Origin of the sequence: Actinospineispora acaciae DSM 45401, from assembly GCF_000620785.1 — a bacterium.
Classification (GTDB): Bacteria; Actinomycetota; Actinomycetes; order Mycobacteriales; family Pseudonocardiaceae; genus Pseudonocardia; species Pseudonocardia acaciae.
Window position 1 is genome coordinate 302,859 of the sequence record NZ_JIAI01000009.1, and the last position, 16,488, is coordinate 319,346.

At 72.4% G+C, this 16,488-nt stretch carries 18 protein-coding genes; 8 read left to right on the top strand and 10 right to left on the bottom strand.

Going from position 1 to position 16,488, the window contains the following annotated elements:
* The first annotated feature begins 25 nt into the window (after positions 1-25).
* The 3 genes from N912_RS0133460 (at position 26) to N912_RS66825 (ending at position 3,486) form a co-directional block, all read left to right on the top strand.
* Positions 26-421: a hypothetical protein gene (locus tag N912_RS0133460; protein WP_064745467.1), complete on the top strand. Its 396-nt coding sequence runs from the start codon at positions 26-28 to the stop codon at positions 419-421.
* A 414-nt stretch (positions 422-835) separates the two neighbouring features.
* Positions 836-2,188 carry a sensor domain-containing diguanylate cyclase gene (locus N912_RS56295; protein ID WP_156994209.1) on the top strand — a complete coding sequence of 451 codons (1,353 nt, stop codon included), beginning with the start codon at positions 836-838 and terminating at the stop codon, positions 2,186-2,188.
* A 419-nt stretch (positions 2,189-2,607) separates the two neighbouring features.
* Positions 2,608-3,486 carry a VldE C-terminal domain-containing protein gene (locus N912_RS66825; protein WP_342670887.1) on the top strand — a complete coding sequence of 293 codons (879 nt, stop codon included), beginning with the start codon at positions 2,608-2,610 and terminating at the stop codon, positions 3,484-3,486.
* A 2-nt stretch (positions 3,487-3,488) separates the two neighbouring features.
* Here N912_RS66825 and N912_RS0133475 read toward each other — a convergent pair whose 3' ends face one another.
* Positions 3,489-4,262, bottom strand: a complete 774-nt coding sequence (locus N912_RS0133475) for an SDR family oxidoreductase (protein ID WP_028925840.1) — start codon at positions 4,260-4,262, stop codon at positions 3,489-3,491.
* A 55-nt stretch (positions 4,263-4,317) separates the two neighbouring features.
* Complete coding sequence (locus N912_RS64695; protein WP_028925841.1) at positions 4,318-4,626, bottom strand: hypothetical protein; 309 nt, start codon at positions 4,624-4,626, stop codon at positions 4,318-4,320.
* Between the two features lie 100 nt (positions 4,627-4,726).
* Here N912_RS64695 and N912_RS0133485 point away from each other — a divergent pair, with 100 nt between their 5' ends.
* Positions 4,727-5,611 carry a helix-turn-helix domain-containing protein gene (locus N912_RS0133485; RefSeq protein ID WP_028925842.1) on the top strand — a complete coding sequence of 295 codons (885 nt, stop codon included), beginning with the start codon at positions 4,727-4,729 and terminating at the stop codon, positions 5,609-5,611.
* 23 nt (positions 5,612-5,634) lie between these two features.
* Positions 5,635-5,841, top strand: coding sequence for a DUF397 domain-containing protein (locus tag N912_RS0133490; protein ID WP_245645595.1), 207 nt, complete (start codon positions 5,635-5,637; stop codon positions 5,839-5,841).
* A gap of 4 nt (positions 5,842-5,845) precedes the next feature.
* On the opposite strand, the gene N912_RS0133495 is transcribed toward N912_RS0133490, so the two are convergent.
* From N912_RS0133495 to thpR, 6 genes are all read right to left on the bottom strand, one after another.
* On the bottom strand, positions 5,846-6,625 hold the full coding sequence (locus N912_RS0133495; RefSeq protein ID WP_028925844.1) for an enoyl-CoA hydratase-related protein: 780 nt from the start codon (positions 6,623-6,625) through the stop codon (positions 5,846-5,848).
* On the bottom strand, positions 6,622-7,809 hold the full coding sequence (locus N912_RS0133500; RefSeq protein WP_028925845.1) for a CaiB/BaiF CoA transferase family protein: 1,188 nt from the start codon (positions 7,807-7,809) through the stop codon (positions 6,622-6,624). Before N912_RS0133500 ends, N912_RS0133495 begins: the two co-directional genes overlap by 4 nt.
* Entirely contained in the window at positions 7,806-9,143 is a 1,338-nt protein-coding gene (locus tag N912_RS0133505) for an FAD-dependent oxidoreductase (protein WP_028925846.1), read from the bottom strand. The genes N912_RS0133500 and N912_RS0133505 overlap by 4 nt, the downstream gene beginning before the upstream one ends.
* A 22-nt stretch (positions 9,144-9,165) precedes the next feature.
* A complete protein-coding gene (locus tag N912_RS0133510) occupies positions 9,166-10,446 on the bottom strand; it encodes an MFS transporter (protein WP_037067876.1) in 1,281 nt (426 codons plus the stop codon).
* 84 nt (positions 10,447-10,530) lie between these two features.
* Entirely contained in the window at positions 10,531-11,127 is a 597-nt protein-coding gene (locus N912_RS0133515) for a helix-turn-helix domain-containing protein (RefSeq protein WP_037068034.1), read from the bottom strand.
* A gap of 31 nt (positions 11,128-11,158) precedes the next feature.
* Positions 11,159-11,716, bottom strand: a complete 558-nt coding sequence (thpR, locus tag N912_RS0133520; RefSeq protein ID WP_028925849.1) for an RNA 2',3'-cyclic phosphodiesterase — start codon at positions 11,714-11,716, stop codon at positions 11,159-11,161.
* A 160-nt stretch (positions 11,717-11,876) separates the two neighbouring features.
* On the opposite strand from thpR, the gene N912_RS0133525 reads away from it, so the two are divergent.
* Positions 11,877-12,746: a MaoC family dehydratase gene (locus N912_RS0133525; RefSeq protein ID WP_028925850.1), complete on the top strand. Its 870-nt coding sequence runs from the start codon at positions 11,877-11,879 to the stop codon at positions 12,744-12,746.
* 33 nt (positions 12,747-12,779) lie between these two features.
* Positions 12,780-13,580, top strand: a complete 801-nt coding sequence (locus tag N912_RS0133530) for a TrmH family RNA methyltransferase (protein WP_028925851.1) — start codon at positions 12,780-12,782, stop codon at positions 13,578-13,580.
* A 9-nt stretch (positions 13,581-13,589) separates the two neighbouring features.
* On the opposite strand, the gene N912_RS0133535 is transcribed toward N912_RS0133530, so the two are convergent.
* The gene (locus N912_RS0133535) at positions 13,590-14,183 is read right to left on the bottom strand and encodes a TetR/AcrR family transcriptional regulator (protein ID WP_028925852.1); all 594 of its coding nucleotides are present in this window, start codon (positions 14,181-14,183) and stop codon (positions 13,590-13,592) included.
* Positions 14,184-14,264: 81 nt separating this feature from the next.
* Here N912_RS0133535 and N912_RS63970 point away from each other — a divergent pair, with 81 nt between their 5' ends.
* On the top strand, positions 14,265-14,408 hold the full coding sequence (locus N912_RS63970; RefSeq protein WP_156994210.1) for a hypothetical protein: 144 nt from the start codon (positions 14,265-14,267) through the stop codon (positions 14,406-14,408).
* Positions 14,409-14,455: 47 nt separating this feature from the next.
* Here the strand turns inward: N912_RS63970 and N912_RS0133545 are convergent, their stop codons facing one another.
* The gene (locus tag N912_RS0133545) at positions 14,456-16,486 is read right to left on the bottom strand and encodes a S9 family peptidase (protein WP_028925853.1); all 2,031 of its coding nucleotides are present in this window, start codon (positions 16,484-16,486) and stop codon (positions 14,456-14,458) included.
* Positions 16,487-16,488: the final 2 nt, after the last annotated feature.

Genomic DNA, 16,488 nt, shown 5'->3' on the forward strand with positions numbered 1-16,488 from the left:
CGGAGACGAACACAGAGGAGGAGCGATGCTGCTGCGTACCCGATGGGCGGCCGGGCCGGACCGGCCGGTCGATGGCGACCAGGTGCTGGTCAGCGTGACCCGGTTCGACGCGGCCAGCCGGGTCGACCTGCCCGGCATCTACCGGGCCGGGCTGGCGCTGCGCTCGGCCTGGCCGGAGCTGCCCGGCGCGGTCGGCGTGTGGCTGTGGTCGCAACCGCTGGCCGGCAGCTCGGGGTCGGTCTCGGTGTGGCGCTCGGCGGGGGCGCTGGGCGCGTTCGTCGGGCTGCCCGAGCACGTGCGGATCATGCGCCGCTACCGGTCTCGGGGCGTGATCAGAGCGACCACGTGGACCACCGGGTGGGGAGACCCGGTGGAGCTGTGGGCGCGCGCCCGGCGGTGGTTGGCCGAGGCCCGCGCGTAAGGCATCACCCGGGGTCACCGCGCCGGCGGTGGCCCAGCTGTGGGACCGTCCGCGCCGGAGCCCGGGCGGTCATGGTCGGTTCTCACCAGTGGCGGTTGTCCACGACTCTCATCTCCTCGTCTCGGTGTCGGGTCGGGGGTCGGAACGCGTCGATCACCAATGCCTGTTGCGCATGGCGTGCTCCCTTCCGGGCATAGGGCAGGGCGGACCGCGTCAAGAGATCACCAGTGGCGATTACGCATCGCGGTACCCTCCTTTCGTCGTGCGCTGGGGATACCGGGGCTCGTGTGAATCAGCGCCAGTGCTTGTTCCGCACGGTCTCCACCTCCTCAGGCGGCGAGTCGATCGCCGTGACAGCTGCGAGGGAAGGGATTACTCTCACGTCGCGTGATCCTTGTGTCACACTGAGTATGGATGGCCACTGAGCTGGGAGAACATATGCAGTCGGAGTCGTCACCGGCTCGCCCGTGGCGGCTCACCCGTTGGGCGGTGTGGGCGCTTCCGCCGCGGGTCGTCACGCCCATCCTTCTGGTCGAACTCACGGCGCTCGGCCTGTTCGCGCTGGATGCCTCGCAGGGTTCGTTCACCCAGTCAGCCTTATTCTCCACGCTGATCCTGTGCGTACTCGGCGTGGTCCACACCGAGATCGCGGTGGGCCTGGAGCGGCTGCGCCGTCAGGTCGCGGACACGCCGCACGGTGACCTCAGCTCGGTGTGGACGTTCGCCGGCGCGGTGTTGCTGCCGCCCGCCCTGGCGACGGTCGTCGTGGTGGTCATCTTCACCCATCAATGGTTCCGGGTGTGGCGATCGATCCAGGTCCCGGTCTATCGGCACACGTTCAGTACGGCGACCGTCGTGCTGGCCTGTCACGCGGCGTCCGCCGTGCTCAACTATGCCGGGGACGGCCGGCCGCCCGACTTCGGCAGCGCCAAGGAGCTGCTCGTCGTCACGCTGGCGATACTCGCCTACGCGACGGTGAACACCGGCCTGGTCGCGGCCGCGATCGCGCTGAGCGCGGCACCGCCGAAGCCCAGCCCGGCGCAGCTTATCGGGCACTGGGACGACAACATGCTGGAGCTGGCCACGCTGTGCCTCGGCGCGCTGGCCGCCCTCACGCTGGGCACCAAGCCGTGGCTGGTGGTGCTGGTCATGGCCCCGCTGCTGGTGCTGCACCGCGCCGTGCTGGTCCGCCAGCTCGAGGAGGTCGCCAGCACGGACAGCAAGACCGGCCTGCTCAACGCGGCGGCCTGGCACACCCGCGCGGCCAAGGAGCTGCGGCGCGCCCAGCGCGGGCGCAACACCGCGGCCGTGCTGATCATGGACCTGGACCACTTCAAGTCGGTCAACGACGACCACGGGCACCTGGCCGGCGACGAGGTGCTCAGCGCGGTGGCGGCGGCGGTGCGCGGCGAGGTCCGCGAGCACGACCTGGTCGGGCGGTTCGGCGGCGAGGAGTTCGTGGTGCTGCTGCCCGAGCTGGGGCGCGAGCTGAACGGCAACGGCGAGCTGCACGCCATCGCCGAGCGGATCCGGCACCGGATCAGCACGCTGTCGGTGGCGGTGTCCACGCCGAACGGGTCGTTGAGCATCGCCGGCCTGTCGGTGTCCGTGGGCGGCGCGACCTTCCCGGAGCACGGCAACGGCCTGGAGCCCGTGCTGGAGGCCGCCGACTCCGCGCTCTACGCCGCCAAGCGCGACGGCCGCAACGCGGTGCGGATCGCCGAGTTCTCCCAGGTTCCTCGGCCGCGTTCGCCCGGGCGTCGCTAGGAGGGTTGGGCACGCTCCTGACGGGGAGGGCGGGCCGGAGGCTCGTCCGAGCGGCTGGATCAGGCGGTTTGATCGCCGAAGGCGATTCGTGACCAACGCTCCGGATAAGACAGAGCTTTTCGCCAGCCGGACCGGGCAAGTGGACCTTCCGTTGTTACTCCAAGAGTGGCGCTGGCAAGGACGGTTGCTGCGCTCAGTGGTGAGGCTCGGCGGGCGTCCGGCGCGAACCTCACCGTTCGTCGCTCGGAACCGCGCGGCAGCCTGACCGTGCGTAACTTCCGGTTGACCCCGGCCGTACGCCAGGTAGCTTTTTTCACGGATTCATGACGGCGCGATCACGAATAGGACACGGACGACTCCCTCGGCGTCCACCGGCCCCCGACCGGAAGTCCAGCGCCGTTGATCCGGAAGGAAGGTACGTGGCACGGCATCGCTCCCCCCGTAGCCGTGGCGCGCGCCAAGGGTCCCCGCCGTCGGGAGCAGTCCTGGCGGCGGGGGCCGGCGGTGCGCACCGGGTTTCGGTCGGCGCCTCCGGCGGGGTCTCGGCCCTGGCCTCCCGGCGCGGGCTGCTCGCCGCCGGTGGCGCGGCGGTGGTGCTCGGTCAGGCCGCGCTGTCCCATGTCGTCGACCCCGGGCGGCCGTTGCTGCCGTCGCTCGGCTCCGCCGTCACCGATGCCATCGACGACGCCTTCAGCTCTCCCGAGACCCAGACCGCGGCGGCGCAGGCGCACACCGTGACCGTGGTCCCCGCCGCCAGGTCATCCGCCGAGCCGGCCCGCGGCATGATCGAGCCGGTGCGACCCGGGCCCGTCGAGGAACTGGGCCAGGCCGACGTCGCCTCGCTGGTCAAGGCCGCCGGGCTGGCCGAGGCCGCCCGCGCCGCCGAGGAGGCCAAGCAGCAGGCGGCCGCCGCGGCCGCCGCCAAGCTCGCCGACAAGCCGTCCGTGCGGGGCAGCGCGTGCGCGCCCAACAGCGCGGGCTTCGGCCCGGTGAAGGCCTTCGTCGGGGACGCCGGGCACTGGCTGCGGTGCATCTTCGGCGTCCAGACGGTGGGCGGGGTGGCCGGCCGGGCCGGCACCTCGGACCACCCGTCGGGCCTGGCCCTGGACTTCATGGTGAACAAGGCCAAGGGCGACCAGCTCGCCGACTACGCGCTGAAGTACAAGGACGACCTGAAGATCAATTACGTGATCTGGCGGCAGCGGATCAACTTCGGCTCCGGCTGGCAGTCCATGGAGGACCGGGGCTCGGCCACCGCGAACCACTACGACCACGTGCACATCTCGTTCAGCAAGTAGCTTTACAACACCCCGACCAGGCCGCCGTCGCAGCGGACCGCGATGCCCGTCAGGTACGAGGCGGGCGCCCCGCACAGGAACGCCACCAGCGCGCCGAACTCGTCCGGCCGGCCGTAGCGGCGGGCGGGGATCTCGGCGGCGGCGTCCGCGCGGACGTCGGCCAGCGTGCGGCCCTGGCGTTCGGCCTGGGCGCCGTCGATGGCGTCGGTGCGGTCCGTGCTGATCCGGCCGGGCAGCGCCAGGTTCACCGTGACCCCGTCGGCGGCGACCTCGGTGGCCAGGCTCTTCAGGTACGCCGCGAGCGCGGAGCGGCCGATGTTGGACAGCGCCAGCCCGGTCAGCGGGGCGACCACGCCGCTGGAGCCGATGGCCACGATCCGGCCCCAGCCGCGCTCGCGCATCCCGGGCAGGACGGCCTCGACGAGGGTCTGGTGTACGAGCAGGAGGTCGTGCACGGCGCGCGCGGAGTCCGCGGCGGTCACCGTGGAGGCGGTGGCCGGGCGCGGGCCGGGGCCGTTCAGGACCAGGATGTCGACCTGGCCGAACGCGCCGGCGGCCGCGGTGAGGAGGGTGTTCGGGCCGTCCGGCGCGAGCAGGTCGACCTCGGCGCCGACCGCACCGGGCAGCTCGGCGGCGATCGCCCTGGCCCGCTCGCCGCGCCGGCCGGACACCAGCACGTTCGCCCCCTCGGCCGCGAGCGCCCGCGCCGACGCCTCGCCCAGCCCCGCCGTGGACGCGCACACCACCGCGTTCCGACCGCCGATCCCCAGCTCCATCGGGTCTCCTCCCGTTCGACCCCTTCACGCTAGACGCCGCGCGGCGCCGAGACGATCACCCGCTGCCGGGAGGCACGGGGCGGAGGGGCTCGGTGTCCGGCTCGGTGGCGCGGGCGGCGGCTTCGGTGGCGTGGCGTTGGGCGGCCGCGAGCTGGCTGGCGATCACCCAGGAGAACCGGATGCGGCCGTTCGGCAGGCGGCGGTAGACGGGTTCGCCGTCGTCGAGAGGGCGGCGCAGGGCCAGGCCGGTCATGGCGGCGGCCCAGGTCAGGGCCGCGGCGGCGACGATCAGGGCGGCGATCAGGAGGGTGGGACTCACCGAGACGACCACCTGCGGGTCGTCGGCTGCCGGGGCCGCTAGCATCTGGACTCCCTGCCGAAGAGTGGGTGATGGGAACTTTGCCAGCGAACTTCCGGTTTTAAAAGTGGGAGTTGCAGTTTCTACACGGAAAGCGGAGCGCGGCGTGACGGAGAGCGACGGCGGTAGCTCGATCGTGCGGCGCTGGCAGCTCGCGGCCGCGCTCAAGGACCTTCGGGAGCGGGCCGGGCTGACCCAGGATCAGGCCGTCGAACGGCTTCACGGAGGCGGTGGGAAGTGGTCGACGTCGAAGCTGTCGCGGGTGGAGAACCGCGAGCACGGCATCCGCCCGAGGGAGGTGGAGCAGTTGCTCGATCTCTACGGCGTGAGCGATCCGGTCGAACGCGAGCAGTTGCTGACGCTGGCCGCCCGTGCCCGCGAACGCGACTGGCGCTACACCTACGGCCCGGACCTGTCGATGCCGTTGCGAACAGTGGTCAGTCTCGAAGCCGACGTGATCGCGATCCGTCAGTTCGAGATCATGGTGGTCCCAGGACTGTTGCAGACCACTGACTACACCCGTGCGTTGATCGAGGCGACCAGCCCAGTCACGCTCAGCCCGATTGAGGTGGACCGTCGGGTTGCGCTCCGGATGACTCGGCAACACATCCTCCGCAAGGAGCGGCCGCCGACCATCCACGTAATCCTGGACGAGGGTGTCCTGCGGCGGGTCGTCGGGAACCGATCAATCATGCGGGATCAGTTGCGGAAGCTTGTTGATCTCGCTTCTGAGCCACCTCTGACCTTGCAGGTCCTGCCGTTCGGGCGAGGCGCCGGCCCTGGCTTCAACGGCCCATTTACGCTGCTCACGCTGCCCGAGCCGACGCCCGATGTGTTGTACGGCGAGAGCGGCCCCTCGGGTATGGTCTTTATTGAGGATCAGGAACGGGTACGCACGTACACGCTCTGGCACGGGATGCTCACGCAGCTCGCGCTGTCTCGGGGCGAGTCACTGGAGATGCTCGGCGAGATGGCCACGAGCTTCGAGTGAGCGCCATGGGGAAGGTGAGGAACATGCGTTCTTGCGACTGGCGCAAGAGCAGCTACTCCCACGAGGCGAACGGCGGCTCCGAGTGCGTCGAGGTTGCGGGCCTGAGCAGCGGGCGGGTTGGCGTGCGGGACAGCAAGAACCCTGACGGCGGGCACCTCACGTTCAGCCGTACCGAGCTGGCCGCCTGGATCACGGCCGTGAAGGCCGGGGAGTTCGACGACCTCGGCTGAGCCGTCACTCGCCCGGCCAGACCGGGGGCCGTTTCTCCTGGAAGGCGCGGACGCCCTCGACGCTGTCGGCGCTGGACAGCGCGGCGATCACCGCCGGGAGGCGCTGGGCCTGCGCCTCTCTCGCGGACAGGTGTTCCGTCCGCTGGACCAGTTGTTTGATCGCGCGCAGTGACGTCGGCGCGCAGGCCAGCACGTCGGCCACCCACCTGTCCACCGCCGCATCCAGTTCGGCGGCCGGGACGACCTCGTTCACCAGGCCCATTCTGTGCAGCTCGGCGGCGGGGGCGCGGCGGCCGGTGAGCAGCAGGCCCATGGCCTGGGTGTGCGGCACCCGGCGGACCAGGCGCGCGATGCCGCCGTCCAGTGGCAGCCGGCCCACGCGGGGCTCGGTCAGGCCGAACCGGGCGTGGTCGGCCGCGATCACGATGTCGCAGCCGAGCACCATCTCCATTCCGCCGCCCAGTGCGTAGCCGTTGACCCGCGCGATCACCGGGACGTCCAGGGAGTCGCGCAGCGCCAGCGCGCCGAAGCCGTTCGGGTCCAGGTCGGCCCAGTACTCCAGACCAGTCTTGTCGACCGCGGCCGCCGACATGTCCGCGCCGACGCAGAACGAGCGGTCGCCGGCGCCGGTGAGCACCACGACGCGGACCGAGCGGTCGTCCTCGATCCGTCGCCAGATCTCGTCCAACTCCCGGTGGGTGGCCGGGTCGACGGCGTTGAGGACCTCGGGGCGGTCGATGGTGACCCGGGCGACGTGCTTGTCGACCGCGTAGTGCACCGTCATCCCAGCACCCCCTCGGCGCGCAGCTCGGCGACCCGGGACGGGGGGTAGCCGTGCTCGGTGAGGATCTCCTCGGCGTGCTCGCCCAGCCGGGGCGGCACCCGGCGCACCCGCGCGGGCGTGCCGGAGAGGTGCACGGGCGCGGCGAGCACCTTGACCGGACCGGCGGCGGGGTGCTCCATGTCGAGCAGCATCCTGTTGACCGCCGTCTGCTCGTCGGCCAGCGCCTCGGCGAGCGAGCGCACCGGCGCGCAGAGCAGGTCCTGGTCCTCCAGTCGCTTGAGCCAGTGTGCGGTGGTGTTACCGGCGAACCGCTCCCGGAAGATCCGTTGCAGCTCGGGGCGGTGCTCGATCTGGCGTTCGAGGGTGGCGAACTCCGGCCGCTGCGACAGGTCCTCGTCGAGTTCCAGCGCGGCGGAAATGTCGCGCAGCGGGTTCTGCTTGAACGCGCCGACCATGCACACCGCGCCGTCGGTGGTCTCGAACACGCCGGACAGCGGCATCGCCGCCCAGTTGATCTCCCGGCCGCGATTGAGGCGCATGGACGCCTCCTGCATCTGCATGTGCAGCATGGAGTCGTACATCGCCACCTCGACGCGCTGGCCCTCGCCGGTGCGCTCGCGGGAGAGCAGCGCCAGCAGGATGCCCTGCATCAGGTGCATGCCGGTGGTGTAGTCGCACAGTGTCGTCGGGTAGATGCTCAGCGGCAGGTCGTCGGACGCGCGGCGCCACATCACGCCGGAGTAGGCCTGGGCCAGCACGTCCTGGCCGCCCTTGTGCCGGTACGGGCCGTCGGGTCCGAAGCCGGTGCCGGACGCCCAGATCAGCCTCGGGTTGATCGTCTTCAACGAGTCGTAGCCGAAGCCGAGGCGCTCCATCACGCCGGAGCGGAAGTTGCTCACCACCACGTCGGCGTCCCTGACCAGGTCGTAGACGAGCTGCTTGCCGTGCTCGGAGCGGGTGTCCACGGTGATGCTGCGCTTGTTGCGGTTGATGCTCAGGAACACCGGGTTGTCCGGGCCGGCGGGGTCCGGGATGGAGGTGCGGGACAGGTCGCCGGCGCCCGGGCGCTCGATCTTGATCACGTCGGCGCCGAAGTCGCCGAGCAGCTGGGTGCAGCAGGGGCCGAGGTAGACCTGGGTGAAGTCCAGGACGGTCACCCCGTCCAGCGGCATCGCGGTGGTCACGCCGGCACCTCCTCGTCGACGGTGGCGTTCGCGGACGGTACGTCTCCGGGGTCCGCGCCCTGTTCGTGCATGGCCTTCTGGATCCGCGGCGCGGGCACCTCCCGGACGGTGGTGCCGGCGTCGGCGGCGATCGCGGCGGCCACCCCGGCGGCCTGGCCCATCGCCATGCACGGCGGGATCTCCCGGGACATGCGCTGCGCGTCGGGGGTGGCGGAGTAGTGGCGTCCGGCGACCAGGAGTTGCTCCACGCCGGTCGGGAGCAGCGCCCGGTACGGGGTGTAGTAGTCGCGGCCCCGGCACACGGCGTCCGGGAAGTGCCGGCGGGTCACCAGGTCGTCCTTGGTCACCACGTACTCGCCGCGCAGCAGCCGGGTCTGGCGCACTCCGATCTGCTCGGCCACGTCCACCACGTAGCAGCGCTCGAACCCGGGCAGGACCTCGCGCACGTACTCCACGACGGACGCGATCCGCCCGCGCGCCTCGAACTCGGCGTCGGTGAGCGACTCGGGGTCGGCGCCGTCGAAGCCGGTCAGGTGCGGGCAGTTGCACCACACCACGCCGGGCAGCGGCGTCTTGAGCCACCACAGCTCCCACGCCCCGCCGAGCATCCGCTTGACCTTGCGGTTGATCGCCCGCACCTCGCGCGGGTGTTCCAGCTCGAAACGGTCGGCCGTCTCGGTGTCGACGCCGCCGAGGCGGAAGACCAGGGTGACCAGGTACCTGTCGTGTACGAACTCGGCGCCGCTGCGGGAGGCCACGTCGATGTCGCCGGTGGTGTCGATGACGATGTCGCCGAGGACGGCCTGCGGGCCGGCCTTGGTCTCGCACACCACGCCCTTGATCGTGCCGTCCTCCAGGACCGGCCGGGAGAACCAGCTGTGCAGCCGCAGGCGCACGCCGTTCTCCCTGACCAGGTCGTTGGACACCCGCTTCCAGCCGTCCGGGTCGAACGCGACGGCGTAGCAGATGGGCTTGGGGTTGGTGTGGGTGTGGAAGTCGTAGGCGCCCCAGCGCGCCCAGCGCGCCCAGGTCTCGGGGGAGGCGTACCGGTCGGCCTCGGGTGGGTAGACGGCCAGGCCGAGGGCGGCCAGCCGGTCGACGTACTCGGAGACGATGCCGCGCACGGTGACCTCCGCGCCGTTGCACATGTCGTCGAGCACCAGCACCATCCCGCCGGAGGCCAGCCCGCCCAGCGCGGCGTAGCGCTCCAGCAGCGTCACCGAGGCGCCCCGCCGCGCCGCCGCGACCGCCGCACTCACCCCCGCCGGCCCGCCGCCGACCACCACCACATCGGCGCGGTCCACCACCGGAGCCCGTACCTCGTCCACAACCACGCGCGCCTCCTTCGTTATGGGCTCACTCACCGACGTACACCCCGCCGCGCCGGCGGGCGATCACGTACAGCACCGCGCTGACCGCGCACAGCGCCGCGAGGTAGCAGGGGAACAGCCAGCCGATGTGCCGGCTCTGCAGCCAGACCAGCAGGTACGACGCGGTGCCGCCGAACAGCGCCACGCCGATGCCGTACCCGACCCCGCACCCGGTGGCGCGGCACGTCTTGGGCATCAGCGACACGCTCACCACGTTGTAGAGCGTCAGGTTCACGGTGAGCACCACGCCGCCGGCCAGGAGCACGGCGGCCAGCGCGCCGACGCCCTGGCCGGAGTAGGCCAGCATCAGGAACACCGTCGGCACCGCGGCGATCCGGCCGACCAGGAACAGCCGGGACAGCCGCAGGCGGTCGGCCAGCGCGCCGACCAGCGGCGAGCCACCGATCATGATCAGCCCGAGCAGGGTGGTCAGGCCGTAGACGGTGGTCGGGTTCTCGCCGAAGCCGCTGCGCGCCAGGTTCGGCAGGCCGACGTTCCAGGCGTAGCTGAACGCCTGCACCGCGCCGACCACGAACACGATCGCCAGCAGCCCGAGCCAGTGCCGGCCGACCTGGCGCCACACCGCGCCGGCGGTGGGCGCCTGCTCGGTGTCCGCCGCGTGCAGCGTCTCGGGCAGCGAGCGGCGCAGGTAGACCACCACCACGCCGAGCACGGCGCCGAGCACGAACGGCACCCGCCAGCCCCAGTCCCGCATCGCCGCGTCGTCGAGCACCGCGCTGACCAGGAAGCTCACCAGGGCCGCGCCGACCACCCCGAAGTTGACGAACATGCTGATCCAGCCGCCCGCGTAGCGGCCCTCCCTGCCGGGCGCGAGCTCGGCGGCGTACGCGGTGCCCAGCGGCGCCTCCACCCCGGTGGACAGGCCCTGCGCGAGCCGGCAGGCCACCAGTACGACGCCGGACCAGGCGCCGATCCGCTCGTGCGTCGGCAGTACCGCGACGACCAGCGTGGACACCGCCATGATGCCCACCGACAGCAACATCACCGTGCGGCGGCCGACCCGGTCGGCGACGGTGCCGAGCAGCATCCCGCCGAACGGCCGGGCGGCGAACCCGACGGCGAACACCGCCAACGCGGCGAGCGTGGCCGACATCGGCTCGGCGGCCGGGAAGAAGTGCGGGCCCATCAGCGAGGCGAGCAGCCCGTAGACCTGCCAGTCGTACCACTCGACGGTGTTGCCAAGGCCCAGGCCGAGCAGTGCGCGGCGGTCGACTCCCTGGGGCGGGCTGTCTGTACGGACGGTCATGGCTGCCACCTCGTCACTGAAGGGCGCGCGGGATCACGGCGGCCGCATGCGGGTGCGGCCGGCCGGTTGGGAATCGTGGAACGGCTACCAGGTGGGCGGCGTGATGACCCACACCGAGATGCACACCTGGTCGCCCGGGTTGACGTACCAGTGCGGGATGGTCGAGGCGTAGCGGATCGAGTCGCCCTCGTACAGGCGGTGTCGGACGCCGTCCAGGTAGACGTCCTTCATCCCGGACAGCACGAGGCCGAACTCCTCGCCGTTGTGCCGGAACGGCGTCGCGCTGGTGTCCGAGCCGGGCCTCGACTCCACCCAGGTGGCCTCGAGCGCCCCGTTGAGGTCGGGCGTGAGCAGCTCGTAGACGTCGTCGGACTCGACGCCGTGGTGGTCGAGCCGGCGGCGCTCACCCTTGCGCACCACCGGGGAGCTCTGCTCCTCGACGTGGAACAGCCGGCCCACCGGGATGTCGAGCCCGTGCGCCAACTGGGCGAGCGAGGTGAAGGCGGGGTTGGCCTTGCCGCGCTCGATCTGGCTGATGATCCCGGTGGACAGCCCGGTGGACTCGCTGAGCTGCTCCAGCGTGAGGCCGCGCTCCTTGCGCAGCGCCCGGACCTTGGCTCCCACGGCGGCGAGCAGCTGCCCGGTGTCTCCGGACGTCTCCGACACGACCGAGTGAGCCATGGTGTTCACCATAATGAAGTTCTTCAGTATGTCAACGTTCTGCTGAGAGTGGCCAGCGTTCGACCGAGTCGTAGAGCGAGGTGCGGCCGGGGCCGGCGGCGAGACGGCTGCGGACCAGATGCAGTTCGGACGCCGTCCACGGGGAGCCTTCGAAGTTGGCCAGCCCGGTGACGGCGGGGCGCAGGTCGGCGGTGCCGTTTGCCCTGGCCAGGGTGAGGTGCGGGCGGTAGGGGCGGTCCTCGACGGGGAGCTTGACGCGGCGGGCGGCGGCGCGGACCGAGGCCGCCAGCTTCCGGAGCCGGTCGGTGTCGCCGCGCACCCTGGCCCAGAGCACCCGGTCGCCGAACCGGCCGCCCGCGCCGAGCTCCAGGCTGAGGGGAGCCGCTCGCGCGGCCACCCGTTCCAGGCGGGTGCACAGGTCGGCGCGCGTCGGGTCGTCGACCTCGGCGAGGAAGGCGAGCGTGAGGTGCCACTGCTCGGGCCTGGTCCAGCGCAGTCCCGGCCGGGCTTGGCCGCGCAGCCTCTCGGTGGCGCCCCACAGCTCGTCGACCGCCTCCGCCGGCGGAACAAGCGCCACGAACAACCGCATGCGCCTATTTTCCCGCCACCTCGCCGGCCGCGAAGGGCCGCTCGCACACCCACTTCGTGTCCCGCACACGTGCTGCAGTGCATGTGCGGCGTACGGAGTGGGTGCGCGAGCGGAAGGTGTGTCAGGGTGAGGAACACGAGCGTCGACCAGGGAGGGTGTCGTGGGGATCGATCCGGGGAGTGTGGGGGCGACGGCGGGGCCGGACACCCGGAAGTGGGACGATCGGGACACGCTGTTGTATGCGATCGGGGTGGGCGCGGGGCTGGACGAGCTGGCGTTCACCACGGAGAACTCACATGACACGCCGCAGCGGGTGCTGCCTACCTACGGGGTGATCGCCACCGCGGGCGTCGGCGCGCTGGCCAAGGCGGGCGAGATCAACTGGGGCATGGTGGTGCACGGGTCGCAGAGCGTGCGGCTGCACCGTCCGCTGGCCCCGGCCGGCGAGCTGTCCGTGACCAGCGAGATCACCGCCATCCAGGACAAGGGCGAGGGCAAGAACGCGATCATCACGGTCACCGCCACCGGGGTCGACCCGGCCAGCGGCGAGACGGTGGTGGAGACCGGGTCCCAGATCGTGGTGCGCGGCGGCGGCGGGTTCGGCGGCGAGCCGGGGGCGTCGCGGGTGCCGGTGCGGTACCCGGAGCGCGAGCCCGACCTGCTGCGCGCCGAGGCCACCCGGGAGGACCAGGCGCTGACCTACCGGCTGTCCGGCGACCGCAACCCGCTGCACAGCGACCCCTGGTTCGCCACCGAGCTGGCCGGGTTCCCCAGGCCGATCCTGCACGGGCTGTGCACGTACGGGTTCGTCGGGCGCGCGCTGCTGCACGGGCTCTGCGGCGGCGACCCGGCCAGGTTCGGCTCGATGTCCGCGCGGTTCTCCGCGCCGGTGTTCCCCGGCGAGACGCTGACCACCTCGGCGTGGCGGACCGGGGACGGCACCGCGGTGTTCCGGGCGGAGGCGTCCGGGCCGGACGGGCAGAACCGGCGGGTGGTGCTGGACGACGGCACCTTGGAGTACACCGGCTGACGTCGTGGCGCGCGGCCGGGGGAGGATCGGTGCGTGCCGCACGACATCACCAGCACGGCGAACCCCCGGATCAAGGCGCTGGCCAGGCTGCGCCGGCGCCGCTACCGGGACGAGCGCGGGGAGACGCTGGTCGAGGGGTACGAGGAGCTGGCGCTCGCGCTGTCCGCCGGGGCGCGGCCGGTCGCGGTCTACCACTGCCCGGAGCTGGCCCGGCCCGGCGAGTGGGAGGCGCTGCACGACGCCGCCCTGTCCGGTGGCACCGAGCTGGTGCGGGTCAGCGCGCCGGTGTTCGAGAAGATCGCCTACCGCGAGTCGCCGGACGGCTGGCTGGCCGTGCTCCCGGCCGTCCGCACCGGGCTGGCCGACCTGAGCCCGGGCGCCGACCCGCTGATCCTGGTCTGCGAGGGCGTGGAGAAGCCGGGCAACCTGGGCGCCATGCTGCGCACCGCGGACGCCGCCGGGGTGGCCGCCGTGATCGCCACCGACCCGGGCACCGACTGGTCCAACCCGAACGTGATCCGGGCCAGCAAGGGCGCCGTGTACGCCGTCCCCGTGGTCGCCGCCGGCACCCCCGAGGTGCTCGCCTGGCTGGCCGCCCGGGACATCCCGGTGCTGGCCGCCACCCCCGAAGCTGCCACCCGCTACACCGACCTGGACCTGCGCGGACCGCTGGCCATCGCCGTCGGCGCGGAGAAGCACGGCCTGTCCGGGCCGTGGCTGACCGCCGCCGCGCACCGCGCGCTCATCCCCATGCACGGGCGGGTGGACTCGCTCAACGTGTCCACCTCGGCGGCCGTCCTGCTCTACGAGGCGGTCCGCCAGCGCTCTGTCTAGCCCGGCGGCTCAGGCCCGCGCGGCCCGCACCAGGGTCTCGGCGGCGGCGCGGGCGGCGGCGGCCGAGCCGCGTTCGCCCACGATGGCGTAGCAGACGATCGCGCCCTCGTGCAGGCTCGTGATCGCCACCGCCAGCTCGCCGGGCTCGGCCACGCCGGCCTCGCGCAGCAGCCGGGCGAACAGGTCGCGCAGCCAGGTCTTCTCCGCCACGACCAGTTGATGGCCGGGGTGGTCGGGCTCGGGGAACTCGGCGAACGCGTTGACGAAACTGCACCCCCGCGCCATCGGCAGCAGCCACCCCGGCAGTACGTCGAACGGCACCAGCACCCGCTGCACCGCGTCGTCGGGCACCTCCGCCAGCCGGGCCTCGATCAGCTCCCGCCAGCGCCGGTCCCGGGACTCCAGGTAGGCCAGGACCAGGCCGTCCTTGGAGCCGAAGCGGTCGTAGAGGGTCCGCTTGGTCACGCCGGACTCGGCGGCGATGGTGTCCACCCCGATCGCGTGGATGCCGCGCCAGTAGAACAGCTCGGAGGCGACGTCCAGGATCCGCTGGGCGCCCGGGGTGAGCCGGCGCTCGGCCTCGCCGGCGGTCGGTTCCGGCATCGTGCATCCCTCCTTGTGTTTACAGGTCTGTGTACCTACACTGGTCTGTGAACTTCACAGGTCAGTATAGGAGGGTTCGTCATGCGACGCTTGATGGCGGTAGTGCGCGACATCGGCTACGGCATCCACGCCGGCAACGCGATCCGGCACGGCCTGCCCATTCCGGCTCCGGCGCGGCCGAGGCGCGGCGGCGGACCGGTCCGGCTCACGGTCGTGCGCCGTTGACCCGTGAGTGGCTAGGGGTGCCATAGCACCCCTAGCCACTCACGGGGTCAGCGCAGCAGGTCGGGGACCTCGAGTTCCTTGCCGAGCACGTGGTGCGCCAGGAACGCGATGACCGTGCGGTACCAGAGCGCGGCGTGTTGCGGCGCGAGCACCCAGTGGTTCTCGTCCGGGAAGTAGAGGAAGCGGTGCGGCTGGGTGGCGGGGTCGTCCTGGCGGGACTGGAGGTCCCACCACAGCCGCAGCGCCTCGCCGATCGGCACCCGGTAGTCCTTGTCGCCGTGGATCACCAGCATCGGCGTGCGGATCCGGTCGGCGTGGGTGTGCGGGGTGTTCGCGGCGGCCATCTCGTCGGTCATCTCGGCGGCCCAGTAGTGCGCGCTGTCGGTGGTCCTGCCGAACTGGTCCATCGCCCAGAGGCTGGCGTGGGTGACGATCGCGGCGAACCTGTCGGTGTGGCCGGCGATCCAGTTCGCCATGTAGCCGCCGAAGGAGCCGCCCATCGCGGCGGTCCGCGTGTGGTCGATGTCCGGGCGGGCCTCGGCGGCGTCGGTGAGGGCCAGCAGGTCGGTGTACGGGGACTTGCCCCACCGGGCCCAGCCGCGCTCGATGAACGCCTGTCCGTAGCCGGTGGACAGCGCGGGGTCGGGGAGTAGGACGGCGTAGCCCTGGGCCACGAGCAGCCACGGGTTCCACCGCCAGTGCCAGGCGTTCCAGCTGGTCAGCGGGCCGCCGTGGATCCACAGCAGCATCGGCGCCGGTTCCTGGTCGGCCCCGGAGGGGACCGCGAGCCAGGCCCGGAGCGCGGTGCCGTCCTCGGCGCGAGCGGTGACCTCGCGAAGTTCGCCGGGGAGTGCGGGCCTCGGGGTGGGGGCCTGTAGCGGGGAGGGGTGTTGGTCGGGGGTACGGGCGTCCAGCTTGACCGGGGCCGGTGGGGAGTCCACGGCGCTGCGCAGCGCGTAGACGTGCCGGCCGTCGGGGGACACGCAGGGGTCGGTGTAGGCGGCGTCGTCGGCGGTCAGTTGGGTGATCCCGGTGCCGTCCGAGGGCAGCCGGAAGAGCGGGGCGCGGCCGTCCTGGTCGGCGGCGACGATCAGGGCCTCGGAGTCGGGGGTCCAGCGCGCGTCGGTGGGCCAGCGGTCCCAGCCTTCGGTGAGGACGCGCGGTGAGCCGCCGGCCAGTGGGACGAGCACGAGGTCGATCTCGGGCGGGGTGGTGGGCGTGGCGCGGCGCTCCCGCAGCGCGGCGACGGTGCGCCCGTCCGGGCTGATCCGGGCGGAGTAGAACTCGTGGTCGGGGTCGTCGAGCAGGGGGCGGCGCGCGCCGTCGGTTCGGACGTCGATGGCGACCACCGTGCTCCGGCTGGTGCCGCGCGGCTCGGCCACCTGCCAGTCGGCGACGGCGACGGTGCCGTCCGGGCTCAGCTCGGCGTGGGTCTCGCGCAGCGCCTGGCCGGGGGTCGGGGTGAGGTCGATCCAGTCGATCCGGCCTTCGGCGGGTGGCTCGGCGGCGAGCAGCCGGGTCTGGTCCGGGCCGAGGTGGTGGTCCCAGTACCGCACCGGGTACCCGTCGTGCAGCACCGCGGAGATCTTCTTCTCCCGCCGGGCGGTGCGGCGGCGCTCGTCGTCCTCGCCGGTGACCGCGCCGGGCAGGGTCGCGGACGTGACCAGCACGGTTCCGGACGCGGCGGCCACCGACGGCGCGTCGACACCGCCCGGGCGGGTGCCGACCACCCGCGCCTCGCCGCCGCCCTTCGGCAGCAGCCACAGCGCGGCCGGCGGTTCGTCCTTGGCCGGTGCGGCCGGCGCGCGCTCCGGGTCCGGGCGGGCGGAGACGAACAGCAGGTCGCCGTCCGGGGTGAACGCGGGCGCCCGCTCGCCCTTCGCGCCCCTGGTCAGCCGGCGGGCCGGGCCGGTGCCGGTGGGGTCGATCTCCCAGAGGGCGCTCAGGTACCGGGTGCGTTCCGGGTCGGGCGTGGACACCGAGGTGACCAGCCGCTCGCCGTCGGGTGAGAGCCGCAGCCCGGACAGCCTCGGCAGGTCCAGGTAGTCGTCGAGTTGGTGGAACGGGGTGTCGGTCACGT